The organism is Asticcacaulis sp. (assembly GCF_047605585.1).
Classification (GTDB): domain Bacteria; phylum Pseudomonadota; class Alphaproteobacteria; order Caulobacterales; family Caulobacteraceae; genus Asticcacaulis.
In genome coordinates this window covers 218,564-239,705 of the sequence record NZ_JASGFK010000001.1, presented here as the reverse complement: position 1 = coordinate 239,705, position 21,142 = coordinate 218,564, and the positions used below count along the sequence as shown (strand labels likewise).

19 protein-coding genes are annotated in these 21,142 nt (G+C 61.6%); 9 read left to right on the top strand and 10 right to left on the bottom strand.

The window, feature by feature from the left end:
• Window positions 1–143 precede the first annotated feature (143 nt).
• The 7 genes from QM647_RS01120 (at window position 144) to QM647_RS01090 (ending at window position 8,873) form a co-directional block, all read left to right on the top strand.
• Window positions 144–1,211, top strand: a complete 1,068-nt coding sequence (locus QM647_RS01120; protein WP_414993624.1) for a LacI family DNA-binding transcriptional regulator — start codon at window positions 144–146, stop codon at window positions 1,209–1,211.
• 177 nt (window positions 1,212–1,388) lie between these two features.
• Window positions 1,389–2,588 (top strand): fumarylacetoacetate hydrolase family protein, encoded by a 1,200-nt coding sequence (locus QM647_RS01115; protein ID WP_414994548.1) that lies wholly within the window; start codon window positions 1,389–1,391, stop codon window positions 2,586–2,588.
• Window positions 2,589–2,621: 33 nt separating this feature from the next.
• A complete protein-coding gene (locus QM647_RS01110; protein WP_414993623.1) occupies window positions 2,622–3,374 on the top strand; it encodes an SDR family NAD(P)-dependent oxidoreductase in 753 nt (250 codons plus the stop codon).
• 159 nt (window positions 3,375–3,533) lie between these two features.
• Complete coding sequence (locus QM647_RS01105; protein WP_414993622.1) at window positions 3,534–4,478, top strand: SMP-30/gluconolactonase/LRE family protein; 945 nt, start codon at window positions 3,534–3,536, stop codon at window positions 4,476–4,478.
• Window positions 4,471–6,258, top strand: coding sequence for an IlvD/Edd family dehydratase (locus tag QM647_RS01100; RefSeq protein ID WP_414993621.1), 1,788 nt, complete (start codon window positions 4,471–4,473; stop codon window positions 6,256–6,258). Before QM647_RS01105 ends, QM647_RS01100 begins: the two co-directional genes overlap by 8 nt.
• A 261-nt stretch (window positions 6,259–6,519) precedes the next feature.
• Window positions 6,520–7,950: a sugar porter family MFS transporter gene (locus tag QM647_RS01095; protein WP_414993620.1), complete on the top strand. Its 1,431-nt coding sequence runs from the start codon at window positions 6,520–6,522 to the stop codon at window positions 7,948–7,950.
• A 71-nt stretch (window positions 7,951–8,021) separates the two neighbouring features.
• Entirely contained in the window at window positions 8,022–8,873 is an 852-nt protein-coding gene (locus QM647_RS01090) for an aldose 1-epimerase (RefSeq protein WP_414993619.1), read from the top strand.
• 88 nt (window positions 8,874–8,961) lie between these two features.
• Here QM647_RS01090 and QM647_RS01085 read toward each other — a convergent pair whose 3' ends face one another.
• From QM647_RS01085 to fucP, 7 genes are all read right to left on the bottom strand, one after another.
• Window positions 8,962–9,690 (bottom strand): SDR family oxidoreductase, encoded by a 729-nt coding sequence (locus QM647_RS01085; protein ID WP_414993618.1) that lies wholly within the window; start codon window positions 9,688–9,690, stop codon window positions 8,962–8,964.
• A gap of 121 nt (window positions 9,691–9,811) precedes the next feature.
• Complete coding sequence (locus QM647_RS01080; protein ID WP_414993617.1) at window positions 9,812–11,065, bottom strand: UxaA family hydrolase; 1,254 nt, start codon at window positions 11,063–11,065, stop codon at window positions 9,812–9,814.
• Window positions 11,055–11,357, bottom strand: a complete 303-nt coding sequence (locus QM647_RS01075) for a UxaA family hydrolase (protein WP_414993616.1) — start codon at window positions 11,355–11,357, stop codon at window positions 11,055–11,057. Before QM647_RS01075 ends, QM647_RS01080 begins: the two co-directional genes overlap by 11 nt.
• Window positions 11,354–12,334, bottom strand: coding sequence for an aldo/keto reductase (locus tag QM647_RS01070; protein ID WP_414993615.1), 981 nt, complete (start codon window positions 12,332–12,334; stop codon window positions 11,354–11,356). The genes QM647_RS01075 and QM647_RS01070 overlap by 4 nt, the downstream gene beginning before the upstream one ends.
• A 145-nt stretch (window positions 12,335–12,479) precedes the next feature.
• Window positions 12,480–13,235: an IclR family transcriptional regulator gene (locus tag QM647_RS01065; RefSeq protein ID WP_414993614.1), complete on the bottom strand. Its 756-nt coding sequence runs from the start codon at window positions 13,233–13,235 to the stop codon at window positions 12,480–12,482.
• A gap of 8 nt (window positions 13,236–13,243) precedes the next feature.
• Window positions 13,244–14,071 (bottom strand): amidohydrolase family protein, encoded by an 828-nt coding sequence (locus tag QM647_RS01060; RefSeq protein ID WP_414993613.1) that lies wholly within the window; start codon window positions 14,069–14,071, stop codon window positions 13,244–13,246.
• A complete protein-coding gene (fucP, locus tag QM647_RS01055; RefSeq protein ID WP_414993612.1) occupies window positions 14,071–15,369 on the bottom strand; it encodes an L-fucose:H+ symporter permease in 1,299 nt (432 codons plus the stop codon). The genes QM647_RS01060 and fucP overlap by 1 nt, the downstream gene beginning before the upstream one ends.
• Before the next feature lie 152 nt (window positions 15,370–15,521).
• On the opposite strand from fucP, the gene QM647_RS01050 reads away from it, so the two are divergent.
• Both QM647_RS01050 and QM647_RS01045 read left to right on the top strand, forming a co-directional pair.
• Entirely contained in the window at window positions 15,522–15,881 is a 360-nt protein-coding gene (locus QM647_RS01050) for an L-rhamnose mutarotase (RefSeq protein WP_414993611.1), read from the top strand.
• 170 nt (window positions 15,882–16,051) lie between these two features.
• Window positions 16,052–16,996, top strand: a complete 945-nt coding sequence (locus QM647_RS01045; protein WP_414994547.1) for a Gfo/Idh/MocA family protein — start codon at window positions 16,052–16,054, stop codon at window positions 16,994–16,996.
• A 3-nt stretch (window positions 16,997–16,999) separates the two neighbouring features.
• On the opposite strand, the gene QM647_RS01040 is transcribed toward QM647_RS01045, so the two are convergent.
• Genes QM647_RS01040 through pyk form a run of 3 tightly spaced genes read right to left on the bottom strand, consistent with a single transcriptional unit; the run spans window position 17,000 to window position 20,938 of the window.
• Complete coding sequence (locus tag QM647_RS01040) at window positions 17,000–18,211, bottom strand: glycosyltransferase family 87 protein (protein WP_414993610.1); 1,212 nt, start codon at window positions 18,209–18,211, stop codon at window positions 17,000–17,002.
• Entirely contained in the window at window positions 18,201–19,424 is a 1,224-nt protein-coding gene (locus QM647_RS01035; RefSeq protein ID WP_414993609.1) for a glycosyltransferase family 87 protein, read from the bottom strand. Before QM647_RS01035 ends, QM647_RS01040 begins: the two co-directional genes overlap by 11 nt.
• A gap of 56 nt (window positions 19,425–19,480) precedes the next feature.
• Window positions 19,481–20,938: a pyruvate kinase gene (gene pyk, locus QM647_RS01030; protein ID WP_414994546.1), complete on the bottom strand. Its 1,458-nt coding sequence runs from the start codon at window positions 20,936–20,938 to the stop codon at window positions 19,481–19,483.
• Window positions 20,939–21,142: the final 204 nt, after the last annotated feature.

Genomic DNA, 21,142 nt, shown 5'->3' with positions numbered 1-21,142 from the left:
TCAAATCGCTTTCAGGTGTAAAAACGCCGTTCGGCATCACCCTGCTGTGTGGGTTTGCTTCAGGATTTGCCCCCAGGATTTGCCAAGTAAGCGATTGCAGCCTATAGATTCGCTGTAACGGGAATGAAAACGGGGTACAGGGTTTGGCGCGCAAGGTCGGCAGGCGAGGGGGCAATATCGTCACCATTCATGATGTAGCGCGCCATGTCGGCGTCTCCCCCATGACGGTGTCGCGTGTCATCAATGGCGAGAAGAACGTGCGCGAGGAAACCCGCGCCAAGGTGATGGCCTCGGTCGAGGCGCTGAACTATTCGCCCAACCTGGCGGCGCGCTCGTTGGCGACGCAGGATTCCGCCCGCATCGGCCTGCTCTATTCCAACCCCTCCGTGGCTTTCCTGAGCGAGTTCCTGCTGGGCATCCTGTCCGAAAGCTCGCAGAGCGGCGCGCAATTGCTGATCGAATCCTGTGAGGGGCCGGAGGGCGCCACCACCGCGCTGGAGAAGATGAAATCGGCCGGTTGCGATGGCGTCATCCTGTCGCCGCCGCTCAGCGATTCCACCCGTGTCGCCAAGATCCTGCAGGACATGAAGATGCCTTTCGTCGGCGTCGCCATGGCCCGGCCCGATCCGAATGTCTCCTGCGTCACCATCGATGATTTCAAGGCCGCCGCCGCCATGACACGACGCCTGATCGAGCTGGGGCACCGCGACATCGGTTTCATCAAGGGACAGCCCAACGCCTATGCCAGCCAGATCCGCTATGACGGTTTCGCGGCGGCGATGGAAAAAGCGGGTCTGACCATCGATCCCGGCCATGTGGCGCAGGGCTATTTCACCTACCGTTCCGGCTTCGATGCCGCCGAGCGGATGCTGAGCCAAAAGGTGCGGCCCACGGCTATCTTCGCCTCCAATGACGACATGGCCGCCGGCGCCGTAGCTTCCGCCCATCGTTTGGGCCTGGAAGTGCCGGAAAAGCTGACCGTGGTGGGCTTCGACGACACGGCTATGGCCTCCAGCGTCTGGCCGGAACTGACGACGGTGCGCCAGCCGATTTCCGACATGGCAGGGCTTTCCGTGCGGTTGCTGCTCGACCAGATCAAGGGCTACCGCGCCGGGCGGCCGTTCGAGGCGGTGCGCGAGGTGCGCGATTTCTCGCTGATCGAACGCCAGTCTTCGGCGGTCCTGGATGCGGCGGGCAAGCCGAACGCTTGAAAGCATATATAAAACGATATTTATTGGCGGAAATGTCATCTTTCCGCTTGACAGAAAGGCGCGCCTGCCGGATTGGTAGCGCTAACAAACGGGCTGTGACCTGCCAAGGGGTATAACAGCTGCAAACGGGTAGAGAAAACGCGGATAAGCTATCCGCCCAAGCATTGAAGGACTTAAATACAAATGCCTGATTTCCTGCCTGATGACTGGCGCAGCGCCACCCTGGTCGGTCGCATCCAGACCGCCGAAGGTCCCACGCCGATCATGATAAAGAACGGCGAAGTGTTCGACATGTCGCCGATCGCGCCTACGGTTTCACAACTGCTGAAGGCCTGGCCCGAAGCCGGCGTACCCGAAGGCGGCCTGCCGTTCGGTGGTTTCGAGGATTTCGAATTTTCCAAAAGCTGGGCGGCCGATGGCGCCGCGGCCCATCGTACCGGCAGCCAGCTGCTCTCACCGATCGATCTGCAATGCGTCAAGGCCGCCGGCGTCACCTTCGCCGTCTCGGCGGTCGAGCGTGTGATCGAAGAACGCGCCCGTGGCGATGCCGACAAGGCGCAGGCCATCCGCAACGATCTGGCGGAACGCGTCGGCGGTGATATCCGCTCGGTCAAGCCGGGCACGGAAGCCTCGGCCAAGCTGAAGGCGGCGCTGATTGCCGATGGCCTGTGGTCGCAATATCTCGAAGTCGCCATCGGCCCGGACGCCGAGGTCTTCACCAAGTCGCCGGTGCTGTCCAGCGTCGGCTGGGGCGATGAGGTCGGCGTGCGATCGGATTCGACTTGGAATAACCCGGAACCGGAAGTCGTCATGGTCGTGACGCCGGAAGGTCGCGCCGTGGGGGCCACGCTCGGCAACGACGTCAATCTGCGCTGCTTCGAAGGCCGCTCGGCCCTGCTGCTCGGCAAGGCGAAGGACAATAACGCCTCCTGCGCGCTCGGTCCCTTCATCCGTATGTTCGACGACAGCTTCACCATCGATGACGTGCGTTCGGCCGTGCTCGACCTGAAGATCGATGGGCCGGAAGGCTACGAGCTGGTCGGCCGCTCGACCATGAGCGAGATCAGCCGCGATCCGCTCGACCTGATCGCCCAGGCGATGAGCGAGCATCACTATCCGGACGGCTTCGTGCTGATGCTCGGCACCCTGTTCGCCCCGACCCAGGACCGCGATACGCCGGGCCGCGGCTTCACCCACAAGGTGGGCGATGTGGTCAAGGTCTCCACGGCCAAGCTGGGCATGCTGGAAAACCGCGTCACCACCTCGAAGGACGCCCGCGAATGGACCTTCGGCATCGCCGACCTGATGCAAAACCTTGCCGACCGTGGCCTGCTCAAGGCCCGTAATACCGAACACACCCATAAAAAAGCGTCCTGAGAAGAGACCGCCTGCACAAGTGAGTAATCCCATATGACTACCCCCGCGCCGTCTGCCATCTATCCCAGCCTCAAGGGCCGCAAGGTGTTGATCACCGGCGGCGGTTCCGGCATCGGTGCGGGGCTCGTCACCGGCTTTGTCCGTCAGGGCGCCATCGTGCATTTCATCGATCTGGTCGATGATGTGAGCGCTACCTTGCCGGGCGATAATGCGCCGGTCTTCCACAAGTGCGACCTGACCGATACGCCGGCCCTGGAAAAGACCCTGGCCGGTATCCTCAGCGACGGGCCGGTGCATATTCTGCTGAACAACGCTGCGCGTGACGACCGCCATTCGCTGTCGGAAGTGACCTCGGAATTTTTCGACGCCAATATCGCCGTCAATCTCAAGCACATGGCCATGTGTACCCGCGCTGTGGCGCCGGGCATGAAGGCGGCCGGCGGCGGCGCCATCATCAATTTCGGTTCGATCTCGTGGCATCTCGGCCTGCCGGACCTGGTGCTTTACGAAACCGCCAAGGCGGCGATCGAGGGCTTTACCCGTGCCCTGGCCCGCGAGCTGGGCCCGGACGATATCCGCGTCACCACCATCATTCCCGGCAATGTGAAAACCAAGCGCCAGGAGAAATGGTATACGCCGGAAGGCGAGCGCCAGATCGTGGAAGCGCAGTGCCTGCCGGGCCGTATCGTGCCGGACAACGTTGCCGCCCTGGCCCTGTTCCTGGCCTCGGACGACGCCGCGCTCTGCACCGGCCATGGCTACTGGATCGACGCCGGCTGGCGGTAAGCTAAGGCGCGAAGCTTTTCTTTTGTACCTCCCCGACGTGTCGGGGAGGGGGACCACCCTTCGCTAAAGCTTCGGGCGGCAAGCCGTACTTTAGTGGCTTGTCCCACGTAGCCTTGGCGTAGTGGGATGGCGGAGTTTCTTACTTTTAAAGAGACGCATATGACCGATCTTTTCCAGCCCGCCTGTATCTGGGACCTGAAGGCCACGCTCGGCGAGGGGCCGGTGTGGTCGGCAAGGGACCATGCCGTCTGGTTTGTCGATATCAAGTCACAGCACGTCCATCGCTACGATGTCCGCACCGGCGGGCACCAGACTTATCATGCACCGAGCCCCAGCGGCTTCATCGCCCCCAAAAAGCACGGCGGCTTTATCGTCGGCTGCAAGACCGGGCTCTATGATTTCGATCCTGTCTCCGGTGCCTTCACCTTCCTGACCCATGTCGAGCCCGGCCTGCCGACCAACCGCCTCAACGACGGCTATGTCGACGCGCAGGGGCGCCTGTGGTTCGGTTCCATGGACGATGACGAAGAACGCCCGACCGGCAGGCTCTATCGTTACGATGCGCGCGGCCTGAAGGCGATGGATGACGACTACGTCATCACCAACGGCCCGGCGGTTTCGCCCGATGGCAAGACCCTCTATCACAATGACACCCTGAAAAAGATCATCTACGCCTTCGATCTCAGCCCGGAAGGGCAGTTGTCCAACAAGCGCATCTTCGCTCAACTCGATCAGGATGCCTTGCCGGATGTCGCAAGCCCCGTCTGCTATGCCGGCGATTTCGAACGCCACGGCGAACACGGCGACGGCTATATGGACGGGCCGGTGGTCGACAGCGCCGGCAATGTCTGGAACGCGCTGTTCTTCGGCTGGGGCGTCAACTGTTATGCACCGGATGGCCGCCTGATCCGTCGTGTCAGGTTCCCCGTCTCCAATGTCACCAAGATCGCTTTCGGCGGCCCGGACCTGAAGACCATCTATGCCACCACGGCCGCCAAGGGCTTAAGCAACGAAGACCTCAAGGCCCAGCCGCTGGCCGGCGGCCTGTTCACTTTCCAGAGCGATATCGCGGGCCAGCCCCAGAATGAGATTGCGCATGTCTAAACGTATTCCCGCCACTGCCAATGGCCGTTTCCGCTCGCAGGAATGGTTCGAGGCCCCCGGCCATATCGATATGGCGGCGCTCTACCTTGAGCGCTTCATGAACTACGGCATCACGCCGCAGGAACTGCGCTCGGGCCGGCCGATTATCGGCATCGCCCAGTCCGGCAGCGACCTGTCGCCGTGCAACCGCATCCATATGGACCTGGCCAAGCGTACCCGCGAAGGCATCCGCGACGCCGGCGGCATCTGCATCGAGTTCCCGGTCCATCCGATCTTCGAGAACTGCCGCCGCCCCACCGCGGCCATCGACCGCAACCTGTCGATGATGACCCTGATCGAGATCCTGCACGGCTATCCGATCGATGCCGTGGTCCTGACCACAGGCTGCGACAAGACCACGCCGGCCGGCATCATGGCCGCCACGGCGGTCGATATCCCGGCCATCGTGCTTTCGGGCGGGCCTATGCTCGATGGCTGGCATGAAGGCGATCTGGTCGGTTCCGGCACGGTCATCTGGCGCGCCCGCCGCAAGCTCGGCGCCGGCGAAATCACCGAGGAAGAATTCATTGACATGGCCTGCGCCTCGGCGCCTTCGGCCGGCCACTGCAACACCATGGGCACGGCCTCGACCATGAACGCCGTAGCCGAAGTCATGGGGCTGTCGTTACCTGGCTGTTCGGCTATTCCGGCGCCCTATCGCGAACGCGGCCAGATGGCCTATGAGACCGGCGTGCGCATCGTCGAGATGGCCTATGAGGACCTCAAGCCGTCGAAGATCCTGACCAAGGCCTCCTTCACCAACGCCATCGCGGCCGTGGCGGCCATCGGCGGCTCGACCAATGCTCAGCCGCACATCACGGCCATGGCGCGTCACGCCGGGGTAGAGATCACCGACGCCGACTGGATGAAGGCGCACGATATCCCGCTGATCCTCAACATGCAGCCCTCGGGCAAGTATCTCGGCGAACGCTTCCATCGTGCCGGTGGCGTGCCGGCCATCCTGGCGGAACTGCTTGATGCCGGCCTGGTCGATGGCAAGGCTGCCACCATCACCGGCAAGACCATCGCGGACAATAATACCGGCCGCAACAGCAAGGATCGCGAGATGATCCGCACCATCGCCAATCCGATGATGGAACGCGCCGGCTTTATGGTGCTGAAGGGCAACCTGTTCGACTACGCCATCATGAAGACCTCGGTGATCTCTGACGAGTTCCGCCAGCGTTACTTAAGCGAACCCGGCAACGAGAACGTCTTCGAATGCAAGGCGGTCGTTTTCGACGGCTCGACCGACTATCACAACCGGCTGAACGATCCGGCGCTGGGCATAGACGAGCGCACCATACTGGTGATCCGTGGCTCCGGTCCGGTCGGCTGGCCGGGCTCGGCCGAGGTCGTCAATATGCAGCCGCCCGATGCGCTGCTGAAACGGGGCATAACCTCGCTCCCGACCCTGGGTGACGGCCGCCAGTCGGGCACCTCGGACAGTCCGTCCATCCTCAATGCCTCGCCCGAATCGGCGGTCGGCGGCGGTCTGGCCTGGCTGCGCACAGGCGACATCATCCGCATCGACCTCAATAAGGGCACCTGCGACATGCTGGTTGACGCAGATGTTATCGAAACACGCAAAAAGGACGGTTTGCCGCCGGTGCCGGAAAGCCAGACACCCTGGCAGGAAATCTACCGCGCTACGGTATCGCAATTGCACACCGGCGCGGTGATGGAACCGGCGTTGAAATACAAGAAGATCGCCGAGACCATGCCCCGGCATAACCACTGAGACGAAGATGGCAATGGTGCGATGCGTCATTGCCATCATTTTTGTTAGCGATAACAATCTGGCCGCGAACTTGGCGAAAATTCGGCTAAACGGCTGGAAAATATCGCCCTTTTCTATGGTTTCGCTTTGCGTGCGCAGGCTTTTGAATTATGGTCCGGCGCAAGCGTCAGGGAAGAAAACGGGCAATCAGATCCGGATGAAAAGGCGCGATCAAGTAGGGAACGCGGGCACTGTGTCCGCCTGCTAGGGAGATTAAGGGGTATGTCCTCAACAACAAAGTCCGTGAACATGGGACTGGTCATGGGGCTCGCCATCGGCGCGGCGCTGGGCGGTCTTCTGTTCGGTTACGACACCGCCGTCATTTCCGGCGCGGTCGAAGCCATCGATCACAATTTTGTCCAGCCGCGCACCGAGCTGAGCGAACTGGCGCGTAACGCCATGACCGGCAATGCCGTCGGTATCGCCCTGTGGGGCTGCTTCCTGGGCTCGCTGATCGCCGGTCCGCTGGCCACTGCCATCGGCCGCCGTTCGGGCATGATGATTGCCGCCGTCCTGTTCTTCATCTCGTCGATTCTGGCCGGCTATCCGGAATTCGGTATCGGCCAAATCGGCGGCATGGGGCCTGACGCGCTGACGCCCTTCATGATCTACCGCTTCCTCGGCGGCTGCGCCATTGGCATGGCTTCGCTGATCTCACCGCTCTACATCGCGGAAATCGCCCCGGCCAGTCAGCGCGGCCTGCTGGTCACCTTCCAGCAGATCGCCATCGTCGGCGGCATGCTGCTGGTCTATTTCGTCAACCTGAAGATCGGCGAAATGGGCGATGACGCCTGGGTGCTGGCCACCGGCTGGCGCCACATGCTGGCTTCCTGCGCCATTCCCGCCGCCCTGTTCTTCCTGGCTGCCTTCTTCATGCCGGATACCCCGCGCTGGTACGTCATGAAGGGCCGTGAGGAAAAGGCCATGAAACTGCTGACTTCGCTCGATGGCCCCGAGGTCGCCAAGGACACCCTGGCTGAAATCAAGGCCAGCCTGTCCGAACATTCGGGCAAGCTGTTCTCGTTCGGCGCCGGCGTGATCGTGGTAGGTGTGCTGTTGTCGGTCTTCCAGCAGTTTGTCGGCATCAACGCCGTGCTGTACTATGCACCGCTGATGTTCAAGAACATGGGCTCCGGCACGGACACGGCGCTGCTGCAAACCGTCATCGTCGGCGCGGCCAATGTTCTGTTCACCCTGGTGGCCACCGTGACCGTCGACCGCTGGGGCCGCAAGCCGCTGCTGATCCTGGGCGCCATCATGATGGCGATCTCCATGGCCCTGCTGGGGTATTTCTTCCAGACCCATACCGAAGGCACGGCGCTGCTTTATGCCGCGATCTTCTATATCGCCGGCTTCGCCCTGTCGTGGGGGCCCGTCGTCTGGGTGCTGCTGTCGGAAATGTTCCCGAACTCGATCAAGGGGCCGGCCATGGCGGTCGCCGTCGCGGCGCAGTGGATCTCCAACTACATTGTCACGGCCTCCTTCAAGGTGGTGGATGGCGACACGGCGATCAATGCCATCTTCAATCACGGTCTGAACTACTATGTCTACGCCGGGTGCTCGGTCCTGGCTGCGCTTTTCGTGTGGAAGTTCGTGCCGGAAACCAAGGGCAAGACTCTGGAAGCGATTGAAAGCCTCTGGAAGAAGTCTTAAACTATTACCTGATACAGGGCGGAGTCTGACAGGGGCTCCGCCCGTTTGTTTTAAGCGACGAAAGATAAAAAATGCTGCGCTTAAGCTCTGCTGACACCATTCTTGATCTCAATCCGGCTGTGGCGGGCAGTATTGCGCGCCTGACCCACAAAGGTGTCGATGTCATGCGCCCGACACCGGAAAGCGCGACCGACGCGCTGCAGACCGCCTGTTTCCCGCTGGTGCCCTTCGCCAACCGCATCCGCAATGGCGAATTCGTTTTCGAGGGGCATAAGGTGCACCTGTCACCCAATCTCGGCGACGGTCATCCGCACCCGCTGCACGGTCAGGGCTGGCGCAAACCCTGGCAGGTGATCGAAAGCTCAGCCGCCCGCGCGGTGCTGGGCTATCACCATTTCGCCGATGACTGGCCGTGGGAATATGAGGCTAACCTGATCTATGAAGTGCGGCCCGATGGTCTGCGCAGCTATCTCAGCGTCCGGAACCTGTCGAAGGCCACCATGCCGGCGGGGCTCGGTTTCCATCCCTATTTCGTCCGCCAGCCGGACTCGCGCCTGAAGGCGGCGGTCGATGGTGTCTGGATTTCCGACGAGGAAACCCTGCCGCGCAACTGGCACGCCGGCGTTTTCCGCAAGGACTGGACCCATGGCGACGAGATCGCCTTCGATATCACCATCGATAACGCCTATACCGGCTTCAACGGGCGCGCCGAAATCTATGACGGCGACCGCCTGACCCACACGTTGCGCGCCTCACCGGATTGCCACTGGCTGCACATCTTCGTGCCGCTGGATGGTGATTATTTCTGCGTCGAACCGGTCAATCATATGCCCGATCCGTTCAACCAGCCCAATTCCGGCCTCAAGTGCCTGAAGCCGGGCGAGTCGCGGATGATCTGGATGGATATTGCCATCCACGACTAGAGGCGGGTTAAACAAAAGCCCCATCCCCCTTCGCCAAGGCTTCGGGGGACAAGCCGTAAAGTAACGGGTCAAGGGGCCGCGCCCCTTGCTAGTTGATCCAGCCGCCGTCGATGATGTGGATCTGACCGGTGGTGAAGCTCGATTCATCCGAAGCCAGGTAAAGCGCCAGATTGGCCAGTTCGCTGGTCCGCCCCAGGCGGCCCATGGCCTGGCGGGCATTGAATTCGGCATAGGCCTTGTCGAAGTCGCCGGTGTCGCGCAGGCGCTGCAACAGGGACGGGGTCTCGACCGTGCCAGGGCAGATGGCATTGCAGCGGATGCCCTTGGTGACGAAATCCGCCGCCACGGCCTTGGTGAGGCCGATGACCGCCGCCTTGGTGGCGCCATAGGCGAAGCGGTTGGGGACGCCCTTGATCGAGGAAGCGACCGACGACATGTTGATGATCGAGCCGCCACCGAGTTTCAGCATGTTGGGCAGGACGGCGCGGACCATGCGGTATTGCGCCGTAACGTTCAGATCCAGGGCGAACTGCCACTGGTCTTCGTCGCACTCCAGAATGGAGCCGGCATGAACGACGCCGGCGCAATTATAAAGCACGTTCACCTGCGGAAATTCGGCGGCTATCGCCTTGACCGCTTCGGCATTGGTGACATCGAGGACGCGCGTGGTGGCGCCCTCAAGCCCGGCCAGCGCCTCCGTATTGATATCGGTAGCGATAACGGTGGCGCCTTCCTTGATGAAAAGCTCCGCCGTGGCGCGGCCGATACCCTGGCCGGCGGCGGTGATAAGGGCGGTCTTGCCGGTTAAACGTCCCATGATGTCAGATCTCCAAAAATCTAAACTCATACTCCGATGTTCAAAAATCGTTTTGAATATCGGCAAGCGCGACTGCGCGCCCGAGCTTATGCGAGGTATCTCTTATGAAAAAAACTTATGCTCACCTTAGTGAGCGTAAGGGCAGACAAGCTGGCCCCACCGGATCGAAGGCCTTGTAGGTCAGGATGAACTCCTGGTGGCCCATCTGCTCACTCAGGGATTGCTCGCCGGCGGCGACGCGCAGCACCAGGTCGGTGATCTCGGCGCCGACCTCATCGAGCGTGGCGCGGCCTTCCATGATGCGCCCGGCATCGACATCCATGTCGCCTGAGAGCTTGCGATAGGTTTCCGGATTGGCGCACACCTTGATGACCGGCGAAATGGCCGAGCCGACCACCGAACCGCGGCCGGTGGTGAACAGGGTAACGTGCGCGCCGCAGGCGATCATCTCGACGATCTCGGCATTGTCGGAGATATTGGGGAAGCCGAAGCGCGGTTCGCCATCGGGCACCACGTCAAGCAGGTAGAGCCCGCCGGAAGGCGGCACATCGCCGGGCTTGATGATGCCGCAGATCGGCGCCGAACCCGACTTGGAATAGGCACCCATCGATTTTTCTTCCTGGGTGGTCAGGCCACCTTCGGCATTGCCGGGCGCGAAGGAGCCAAAGCCCATGATGGTGTAGTATTTCTCGGCCTTGACGACGGCGGCTTCCAGTTCGGCACCCAGTTCCGGCGTGATGGCGCGCGAGGCCATGATCTTTTCGCAGCCGACCAGTTCGCCGGTTTCCTCGAAGATACAGGCGGCGCCAGCGGCGCCCAGGGTGTCGAAGGCGCGTCCAACCGCCGGATTGGCGGTGATGCCCGAGGTGCCGTCCGAGCCGCCGCAGATGGTGCCGACGATCAGTTCGGAAACGGTCATGTCGCCGCGTGGCGTCTGGTCGGCGATCGCCTGCACGCGCCTGACCGCTTCCACGCCCTTGCGGATGGTTTCCAGCGTGCCGCCCTCGTTCTGGATGACATAGGTTTCGACCGGGCGGCAGGAGGCAGTGATGTGGCGTCCCAGGGCCTCACGGTTGAAGCTTTCGCAGCCGAGCGATACCAGAACAGCCCCGCCGACATTGGGATGGGTGCACAGGGCTTCCATCATATCATAGGCATATTCGTTCGGATAACAGCCGGGGAAGCCGATCAGGTGGACTTCCGCATCGTCGCATTTGTTGACGATCTGGCGCGCCACATGGTGGGCGCACTCAACGAGATAGACAACGCAGATGACATTGCGGATGCCCTTGCGGCCGTCCGGCCTCAGCCAGGCATCGGCGCGCAGCCGGGTATCGGGGGGCAGGGTCGGCGTGACCGTATGACTAGTGTCCATGGCCGGTAACCTCGCGCGTGTGGCTCTTGATATAGTCGCTTTGCATATTGTGCATGTGGATGTGGGCGCCGCGCGGCGCATCGGTCTTCATCGAGCCGATGGGGGCGCCGTACTTGATGATCTTTTCACCGGCCTTCAGGTCACGCCGCGCGATCTTGTGGCCGACCGTGATATCGCCTGACAGGACCACTGCGTCGCCATCCAGCGTGATCTGTTGCCCGGCCACGGCGTGCTGGCGGCAGACCAGGACGTTATCGTCGGGGTGCAGCAGGATGAAAGGGTCGGAATTCATGAAAGCACCGGAAGAACAGGAACAGGCGCGCTGTCGTGCAGCAGGCCTTCGGCTTTGAGGTCGGACCACAGGCCGGAGGGAATGTCGTGGCGAAACAGGGCCAGATTGGTCCGGACCTGCAGGGTATCGGCCATGCCGGGAATAACGCAGGCGACGGCCGGATGGGCCAGCGGGAACTGCAGGGCGGCGGCGGCCAGGGGCACATCATGTGCCATGCAGACCTTTTTCAGCGCCGTCACCTGGCCGCAGACCTCAGGCGGAATGCGGCCATAGTCATAGTGGGTGCCATCGACCAGTATGCCGGAATTGAACGGTCCGCCAACGATAACCGAGATGCCGCGCTGTTCGCACAGGGGCAGGAAGCTGTCGAGCGCCCCCTGTTCGAGCAGGGTGTAGCGCCCGGCCAGCAGGATAGCGTCGAGATCGGCATTTGCCAGCACGTCCTCGCAGACCTGCCATTCATTGACGCCCAGGCCGATGGCCGTGACCCGCCCCTGCGCCTTCAGCTCATGCATGGCGCGCAGGCCGCCGTCGAGAAAGGCCTTCATATGACCGGCGGCCTCATCGCCGTGCGTCACTGTGCCGAGGTCATGGGCCAGCAGGATATCGATCCGATCGCGGCCGAGGCGCTTCACGCTGTCCTCGAAAGCGCGCATCACGCCGTCATAGCTGTAGTCGAAATGCGGCTCGAACGGATCGCCATCGACAAAGCCGTGGCGTTCGGTGCCGGCCGGCAATGGCGCTACCGGTGTCAGCACGCGGCCGATTTTGGAGGAGATGACAATATCGGAATTGCCGTTCAGAACCTGGCCGACACGGCGCTCCGAAAGTCCCTGACCGTAATGGGGAGCAGTGTCGACATAGCCGATGCCGGCGGCCAGCGCCGAGTCCAGGCAGGCGCGCGCCGTATCGTCCGTAATGGCCGTATAGAGATTGCCCAGGGCCGCCGCGCCAAAGCCCAAAGCCGTGACTTCCACGGAAGTCCGGCCCAGTTTTCGTGCGGGAAGGGGGTACGCAATTGATGTCACTTCAGGGCGTCTTCTCGGCTGTTTAAGTTTGAAATTGTTCTTATATGTAAAAAATAATAGCGATAGCGCTACCATGAATCAAGCGCAATCGCGCTTATCCCCCCAGGGTTTTGCTTAAAGTTTTAGCGGTGGTTTTCAGGCGAGTCAGGGCGTCATCTAAGGTGATACCGTCCTCGATATGAATCCACGGCATGGTCAGGGCGGCGATGACCCCGACGTCGTTGATCACCGGGCAGGAAATATCTGTAATGCCGTCGATATAGCTGGAGGGCGCCGAGAAATGGCCCTGCGATTGCGCCTGTTCCGCCTGGGCCTCGAACTGGGTCCATTCATCTGGCGACAGGCCGGGTTTCAGCATGGTCCGCCACTGGTCGCGGATCTTGGCCTTCTGGAAGGCATAGAGCACGAGCCCCGAGGTCGAATGGGCCAGGGGGCGCTGGTAGCCGACACGCACCGAGAAGCCGAGATCGCCGGGCGCCTCGATGCGGGCAATGACCACCATGCGATCGTCGGAGGCGATGGCGATATGGCAGGCCTGCCGCGTCTGCTCGCTCAAGGCCTGCATCAGGGGCAGGGCGCTGGCCAGCAGGTTCTGGCTCGGCCCACGCGAAATACCGAGCGAAAACAGTTTGTTGGTCAGTTCGAAACCTTCGCCGCTGGGCGCCAGGCCGACATAGCCGCGCATTTCCAGCACCTGCACCATGCGGAACAACTCGCTGACCGAACGATCCAGCCGCGAGGAGATCTGTGACAGGGTCATGGGCGATTTGGCGGTAGCCAGGAGCTCCAGAACATCGAGGCCTTTTTCGAGTGCAGGGGCGCGGTATTTGCTGGCGGCTTTATCAGACATGTCGATCCCTATAATCTGTATATTCTGCGGGCGGTTTCACCCATTATATCTATGCGTGCGCTGTCCGGTTTGCCGTCCAGCCAATGGCCTGTCCAGTCAAACCAGTTGCGATAGTCGGTCTTCAGCAAAACCACCGGCCAGTCCGAACCCCACATCAGGCGTTCCGCACCGAAGACGGCCAACAGGTGGTCGGCGCAGGGCGTCAGGATATCTTCGGCCTGCTCTTTGGCCATTTCGGTCAAAAGGCCGGAAAGCTTACATGAGACATTGGCGTTTTCGGCGATCCGGGCGATACTTTCCCGCCATTGCGCCATATCCTGCGGCTGGCTGAGCGGCGGCTTGGCGCCATGATCGATAATGATCGACAGGGCGGTATACTGTTTCGCCAGCGCGTCGATAAAAGGCAGATGACGCGTAAAGACAAGGGCATCGAAGGTCAGGTCGTGCGCGGCCATGGCGGCCAGCGCCGGCTGGACCGCATCGCGCAGAATCCAGTCATCCTCCGGCAACCCCTGCAACATGGGGCGCAGGCCCTTTAGCTTGGGTGTCTGCGCCAGTTCGACAATGCGCCCGGGCGCGTCCGGTGCGGCGAGATCGCTCCAGCCGACCACGCCCTTGATCAGCGGCGTGGCGGCGGCGATTTCCAGCATCCAGTCGGTATCGGCGTCGCAAGGCTGCGATTGCACCAGCACCGTGCCGGCGATATCCAGCCCTGCGCAGGCACTGGTCAGATCGTCGGGAACGAAATCGCGGTAGAGTCCGTCCAGATCCGGCGTCGGCCATTCGTGACCGTTTTGGCCGATCCGCCACAGATGCTGGTGGGCGTCGATGATCATCAATGGCCTTTGGTCATGTCGACCTTGGCCGATTTCGAGCCAAAACCATAGAGCGCGATAACCGCGAAGCAGGCCAGCGGCACGAAGATCGCGGTCCTGATATGGCTGATATCGGAGATATAGCCCATTACGGCGGTCAGGACCGCACCGCCGATAATGCTCATGACCAAAAGGGAGGCGCCGGTCTTGGTCAGGATGCCGAGGCCTTGCAATGACGTGGCGAAAATGGTCGGGAACATGATTGACATAAAGAAAGACGTAGCAACGAGGGCATATAATCCATACTGACCGCCGGCGACTGCCGCGTAACCCGTCAAAGCAATGTTAATAAGGGCGAATGCGGACAGCAACTTGACGGCAGAGAGCCGGCTCATCAGGGCTGTGCCAACGACTCGGCCAAGCCAGAACAGAATCAGAGCTGCGGATACATAGGTGGCTGCGGCCTTGTCAGTAATGTGTATTTCGTGCTGAGCGTATCGGATGGTGTAGCTCCAGATACCAACCTGGGCACCGACATAGAAGAATTGCGCAACCACGCCCATAAGGAAATGTTTGTAACGGAACAGTCCGAAAAAGGCCTCCGATGCGCCGATTTCGGCGCTTTCGTTTTTAGCCGCTCTGCTCGCTTGAGACGGGAAACGACTTAACCATACCAGTCCAGCCCACAATAATATGCCAACGCCGATCAACAGGTAAGGAGTCTGGACAGCGCGCGTTTCGGCCAAGTAAAACGCGTGCCGGCCTGCTTCGCCCAGGCTGCTCAGAAATTCCGCCGTTGGTTCTTTGCCGCTAAGGATAAAGTTCTGACCAATCCAGATGCCTGCCAGCGAACCCAGGGGATTAAAGGATTGAGCGAGATTTAGCCTAAAGGCGGCTTTTTCGGGAGCACCCAATACCGTAATCAGCGGATTTGCTGAGGTTTCCAGGAAAGCCAGTCCCGAAGCGATGACAAAAAGGGCGCCAAGAAACCAGCGATATTCGCCGGCCTGTGATGCCGGGTAGAACATCAGCGCACCTGTCGCAAACAGAAGCAGACCGACTACGACGGCAGCTTTGTAGCCAAAGCGGCGAATAAAGAACCCCGCTGGCAAGGCGAAGAGAAAATAACCGATATAAAAGAAGGACTGGACGAAGCCAGATTCAAAGTCCGTCAGGGTGAAGGCCTTCTTGAACTGTGGGATCAGGATATCATTGAGATTGTTGGCCATGCCCCAGAAGAAAAACAGGGCGGTGATCAGGATGATCGGCCAAAGCGCGGCGAGACCTTTTGGGGTTTTTTCGGCGGGCGTGGAGTCCATGAAGCGATATTCCCTGTATTTTCAGCCTTGTCGGCTCTTTGTGGCTTAATTTAACATCACATATGAATCAGAACGTCAAATATGAAATTCCCTGAACCGTTTGCGCTCAAGGAATTTCGCCGCTATATACTCAGACAAAATTGGAAACGCTGATGACTGTATCATCCGAAAAACTGGTCTATGCCCTTGATCTGAAAGATGATCCCGCGCTGATCGAACGCTACAAACACTGGCATGCGCCGGGCCAGGTGCCGGAGGCCATCAATGCCTCGATCCGCAATGCCGGTATTGAGGCACTGGAAATCTACCTGGTTGGCAACCGTCTGTTCATGATCCTGATGCCGGGGCCTGGCTTCGATCCGGCAGCCAAGGCGGCGGCGGATGCCGCAAGCGAAGAGGTGCAGAAATGGGAAACCCTGATGTGGGAGTTCCAGCAGGCCCTGCCTTTTGCGGCGCCCGGCGACAAATGGCTGCCGATGGAGCGGATTTATTCGCTCGCCGAGCAGAATTGACCGCCAGCCGTCTTGGCGGCTGGCAAGGGCAAAGCCCGCCCGAGCTTTATGCGAGGCGCCCGTTTTCTTAGGAATATGGCGGCGTCTGAGCAGATTAAAGTATTACAATTTACAAGCTGAGGCTTCCGCGCTAAGGAGGCCACAAGAAAGTACTCTAAGGAAACGTGACGATGGGACTGTTCGGCAAGAAACCTCTGAAAATCGGCCTGATCGGCCTCGGCAAGATCGCCGTTGATCAGCATATCCCGTCGATCCGCGCCAACAAGTCGCTGGAGCTGGTGGCCGGCTGTTCGCCGCGCGCGCGTCCGGAAGGCGTCAAGGCCTATGACGACATGGACGCCATGCTGGCCGCCCATCCGGAGATCGAGGCCATCGCCATCTGCACCCCGCCGCAGATTCGTCACGAGATTGCCAAGGCAGTGATCGCCACCGGCCGTCACGTCTTCCTCGAAAAGCCGCCCGCCGCCACCCTGGGCGAGGCCGAAGCGATCAAGACCCTGGCTGCCGCCAAGGGCGTGTCCTTGCTGGCCTCATGGCATTCGCGTTTCGCCCCGGCCGTTGAAGCGACGCGCAAGTGGGTCTCCGAGCGCCCGATCAAGAGCATCACCATCCACTGGAAGGAAAATGTCCGTCAGTGGCACCCCGGCCAGGCCTGGATCTTCGAGCCCGGCGGCATGGGCGTCTTCGATCCCGGCATCAATTCGCTGTCCATCCTCACGCGTATCCTGAAGGACGCGGTGATGGTGAAAGGCGCGAACCTGCACATCCCGGTCAATTGCGATGCGCCGATCCAGGTCGAGATGGACATGCAGACTGAAGCCGGTTTCCCGATCCGTGCCGAATATGATTTCCTGCAGACCGGCGTCCAGACCTGGAGCATCTATGTCGAATCGGCGGCGGGCGAGAAGCTGACCCTGTCCATGGGGGGCACCGAGCTTGAAATCGACGGCAAGACCCTGATCAAGGAAAAGGAAGCCGAATATTCCGGTCTCTACGCCCACTTCTACAATCTGATCCAGAAGAAGGAATCGGATGCCGATTTCTCGCCTCTGCGCATCGTCGCCGACGCCATGCTGCTCGGCAAGCGCATCGCCGCGCCGGAATATATCGAGTAGTCGTCAGTGAGACGTGGGTGTGTCGGCGATCCGGCGCACCACCATTACGTAAAAGACCAGAAGGATCAGCGGCGTCAGTGGCAGATGCAGGTTCAGCGCCAGTGAACGCGCAAACAGCGGCCAGACAAACATCACCAGTGCCGCGGTCTTTTCCCACGACCGGAAACCGTCCTTCAGGCCGCTCATAACCAGCCAGCCGAGCGGAATGGCGCTGAGCAGCAGGTCGTAATCGAGCATGAACGGCGACATCAGCAGGGTGGCCGATACCAGCAATGCCGCCAGCGCAAAGCGATCCGGCCGATGACGCCGGATTACCAGGCAGGCCGAAGCGATGACGCCAAGCGCCAGCACCGCCTGGGCGCCATAGGCCAGCCACAGCGGGGCCTGCCACAGTCTCAGGGCGGCGAACAGGCTTTGCATGCGCGCCGGCGATACCAGTCCGTTTTCCAGCGTGGCGCGGGCCAGGGCATTATTGTGCAGGAAGTTGAGATAGCCTTCGGTGCCGACCAGTCCCCAGGCGGCGGCGCTCAGCATCACGGCGCTGAACCCGGTGACCAGGAAGGTTTTCCAGCGGCCGGATGCCGCCAGCGCAAAGGGCAGGGCCAGGGCCAACTGCGGCTTGATGACGATCAGGCCGAGGATCAGTCCGGCAATCACCGGCCGGCGGTCGAGCCACAGGCAGCCGCCGAGAAAGATCGCCGTGGTCAGGGCGGCGTTCTGGCCATTGCCGATATTGATCCACAGGGCCGGAAAGGCCAGCAGCGGGATCAGGCCAATAACGACCGGTGCCTGCTGTTTCAGCCACTGCCGGGCTAGCGCAATCGCTGCGCCGGTGGTGCCGGCCAGCCAGGCAAACAGCGAAACGCCATAGGGCAGGAGCGCCAGCGGGGCACAGATCAGCAGATAGGCCGGCGGATAGAAGAAGGCCCAGTAGCCGAGCTGGCGGCCGAAAATGCCATCCTGCGCCGCCTGGTGCGCCTGGGGTGTCCACACCTCGGCGGCGTGACCGGAAAGCACCAGCCTGGATGCGGCATAGAAGCTCATGAAATCGGTGCCGATCGGCTTGCCGCTGTGATCTATGCCGCCACGCGCCAGGCCGATCCAGATGGCGAAACCAATGGCGTTGGCGGCGAACAGGATCAGGCTGTAGGCGCGTACCCGTTTGGCATTCAGCCAGTTCGCATCGCGCAGGAAGGCAAGAGTATCAGACGGCATGAAGCGCCTTTACGGGGAAGGGTTTCCCGGCCGTTTCTGTAGCCATCAGGCGATGGGCCACCAGGGCAAAGACGGTCAGCAGAATCAGGGGGGCGATTGGCAGGTGCGCCAGCTGTGCCAGCTTGCGCGTAACCAGAGGCAGCAGGAAGGCTGCCAGCAGCAGGCTTTTTTCCCAGTCACGGAAACCGTCTTTCGCGCCGCGCATCACCAGCCAGCCCAGCGGCAGGGCGGTGATCAGCAGGTCGTAATCGAGCAGGAAGGGCGTGGCGATGGCGGTGGCGGAAACGGCCAGCGCACCAAGCGCCAGCCCGTCCGGGCGATATCTGAAGGCAATGACGCCGGCCACGCCGATAACGCCCAGCGAGAGCAGGGCCTGTGCCGCATAAGCAAGGCGCATCGGCGTGCCCAGAACGCGCAGGGCGGCGTAGAAGCTCTGCATCAGGGCCGGATCGACCAGACCGCGATTGAGCACCTCGCGGGCATAGGTGGTGTTGGCGAAAAAGGCAGCATAGCCTTCATTCCCGATGGCCACATAGGCGACTGCGCAAAGGGCCAGGGCGCTGAAGCCGGTGGCGACAAAGGTCTTCCAGCGCTGCGAGGCGCCGAGCACGACCGGTAGCAGAATCGCCAGTTGTGGCTTGATGACCATGAGTCCGAGAATCAGGCCCGCCATGACCGGGCGGCGGTCCATAAGGCCGAAACCAGCGGCGAGAATCGCCAGGGTCAGGGCGGCGTTCTGGCCGCAGCCGATATTGATCCAGACCGCAGGAAAGGCCAGCAGTACGATCAGAGGCACGGTCCGACGCAGGGCGACACGCAGCACGAACAATGCCAAAGCCGCCGTGCCGACCATCCAAAGCAGCGCCGCCCAGCCATAGGGCAGCAGGGCCAGCGGCCAGCAGACCAGCAGGTAGGGCGGGGGATAGAAAAAGGCGAGATAGCCGCCGCTGCCTTTCAGGGCGGCGTGTTCGGCGGCGGCATGGATATCGGGGTTCCAGGCATGGGCGGCCTGACCGGTAAGCGCCAGCTTGGAGGCGGCATAGAAGCTGAGGAAATCACCGCCCATACCATCGGGCGTGGCCATGAAGCGCCCCAGGATCCACACGGCCATGACCGCGAAGGCGATCACGCCCATCAGGCTGTAGACGCGTCCCCGCTCACCATTCAGCCAGTCGGCGCGCCGGATGGCGTCGATATAGCGGGAAAAGGCCATGAAAAAAGCTCCGGACGTGAGGTCCGGAGCTTAAAACAGAAAGCTTTGATTTAGCGTTACTTGTCACCATCATCGAATTCGGCTTCGACGGTATTGGTGCGGGTGACGCGGGCGACGCGCAAGCTATTGGTGCTGCCCGACTTGCCGAACGGCATGCCGGCGACGATGACGATATCCTGGCCGGGTTCGGCAATGCCTTCCGACCGCGCCAGCTTGGAAGCGACAGCGACGGTTTCGGTCATCGAATGGGTGATCGGGGTCAGGATGGGGTGGACCCCCCAGGTCAGGGCCAGGCGCCGGGCGGTTTCGATATTTGGGGTCAGGCCCATGATCGGGGATGTCGGGCGTTCGCGGGCGACGCGCAGGGCCGAGCTGGACGAATTGGTCATGGCGGCGATGGCCACGGCGTCAATGGTCTGGGCCACCTGGCGGGCGGCGGCGGCGATGGCGCCGTTGGTGGTCTTTTCCGGCTCCGGGCGGCGGCGGTCGGTCAGGGTGCGCCAGCCGTCATCGGTTTCGACGCGGGCGACGATCCGGTCCATGATGGTGACGGCCTCGACCGGGAACTGGCCGGCGGCGGTTTCGGCCGACAGCATGACGGCGTCAGCGCCATCGAAGACGGCGGTGGCGACGTCGGAGGCTTCGGCGCGGGTCGGGGTCGGGGCCGAGATCATCGATTCCAGCATCTGGGTGGCGACGATGACCGGCTTGCCGGCGGCGCGCGACGCACTCACGATGCGCTTCTGGGCCAGTGGCACCTCTTCCGGCGGCAGTTCGACGCCGAGATCGCCGCGGGCCACCATGATCGCATCCGACAGACGCACAATTTCATCGAGATTATCGAGGGCCTGCGGCTTTTCCAGCTTAGAGAGCACCCAGGCACGGCCCTGGATGATCTCGCGGGCCTCGATCACGTCTTCCGGACGCTGCACGAACGACAGGCCGATATATTCGACCCCGCGTTCCAGCGCGAAGGCCATATCCTCGCGGTCCTTCTTGGTCAGGGCCGGGATGGGCAGCACCACATCGGGGACATTGACGCCCTTGCGGTCCGACAGGCGGCCGCCATTGACGACGATGGTCTCCAGGTGATCTTCGCGCACATGGGTGACGCGCAGCTTCAGCTTGCCGTCATCGAGCAGCAGGTGCGAACCGATCTGGGCGGCGGCGATGATTTCGGGATGGGGCAGGTTGGCGCGGCGGCTGTCGCCCGGCGTCGGGTTAAGATCGAGGCGGAATTCCTGACCGTTATTGAGCACCACGGCGCCGCCCATGAAACGGCCGACGCGCAGCTTCGGGCCCTGAACATCGGCCAGGATGCCGATCGGATGCTTCGACTTGGTTTCCAGCTCGCGGATCAGGTCGATATTACGGCCGTGGTCTTCATGGCTGCCGTGGGAGAAGTTGAGGCGGAAGACATCGGCCCCGGCCTGGAAGAGCTGCGCCAGCATGTCGGCATTGGAACTCGCAGGCCCTAGGGTGGCAACGATCTTGGTTTTGCGGCGGCGAAGAATTTTCAAGGCGAATCTCTCGTGGACGGGCTTAAACGTGCGGAACCGCGCATGGCTGCCGGAGGGCTTTGAGCAGGCGTGACCGCTGTGCGGGGGCCTGCTGCATCGGGTCAGGATGGCGGGTTCATTTTCGCGAGCGACAAAGCCTCTATTCTCACCTGGGGTCAAGCGTAAATTTATGCTGCGCTGCAAGGTATGACAGCGCTG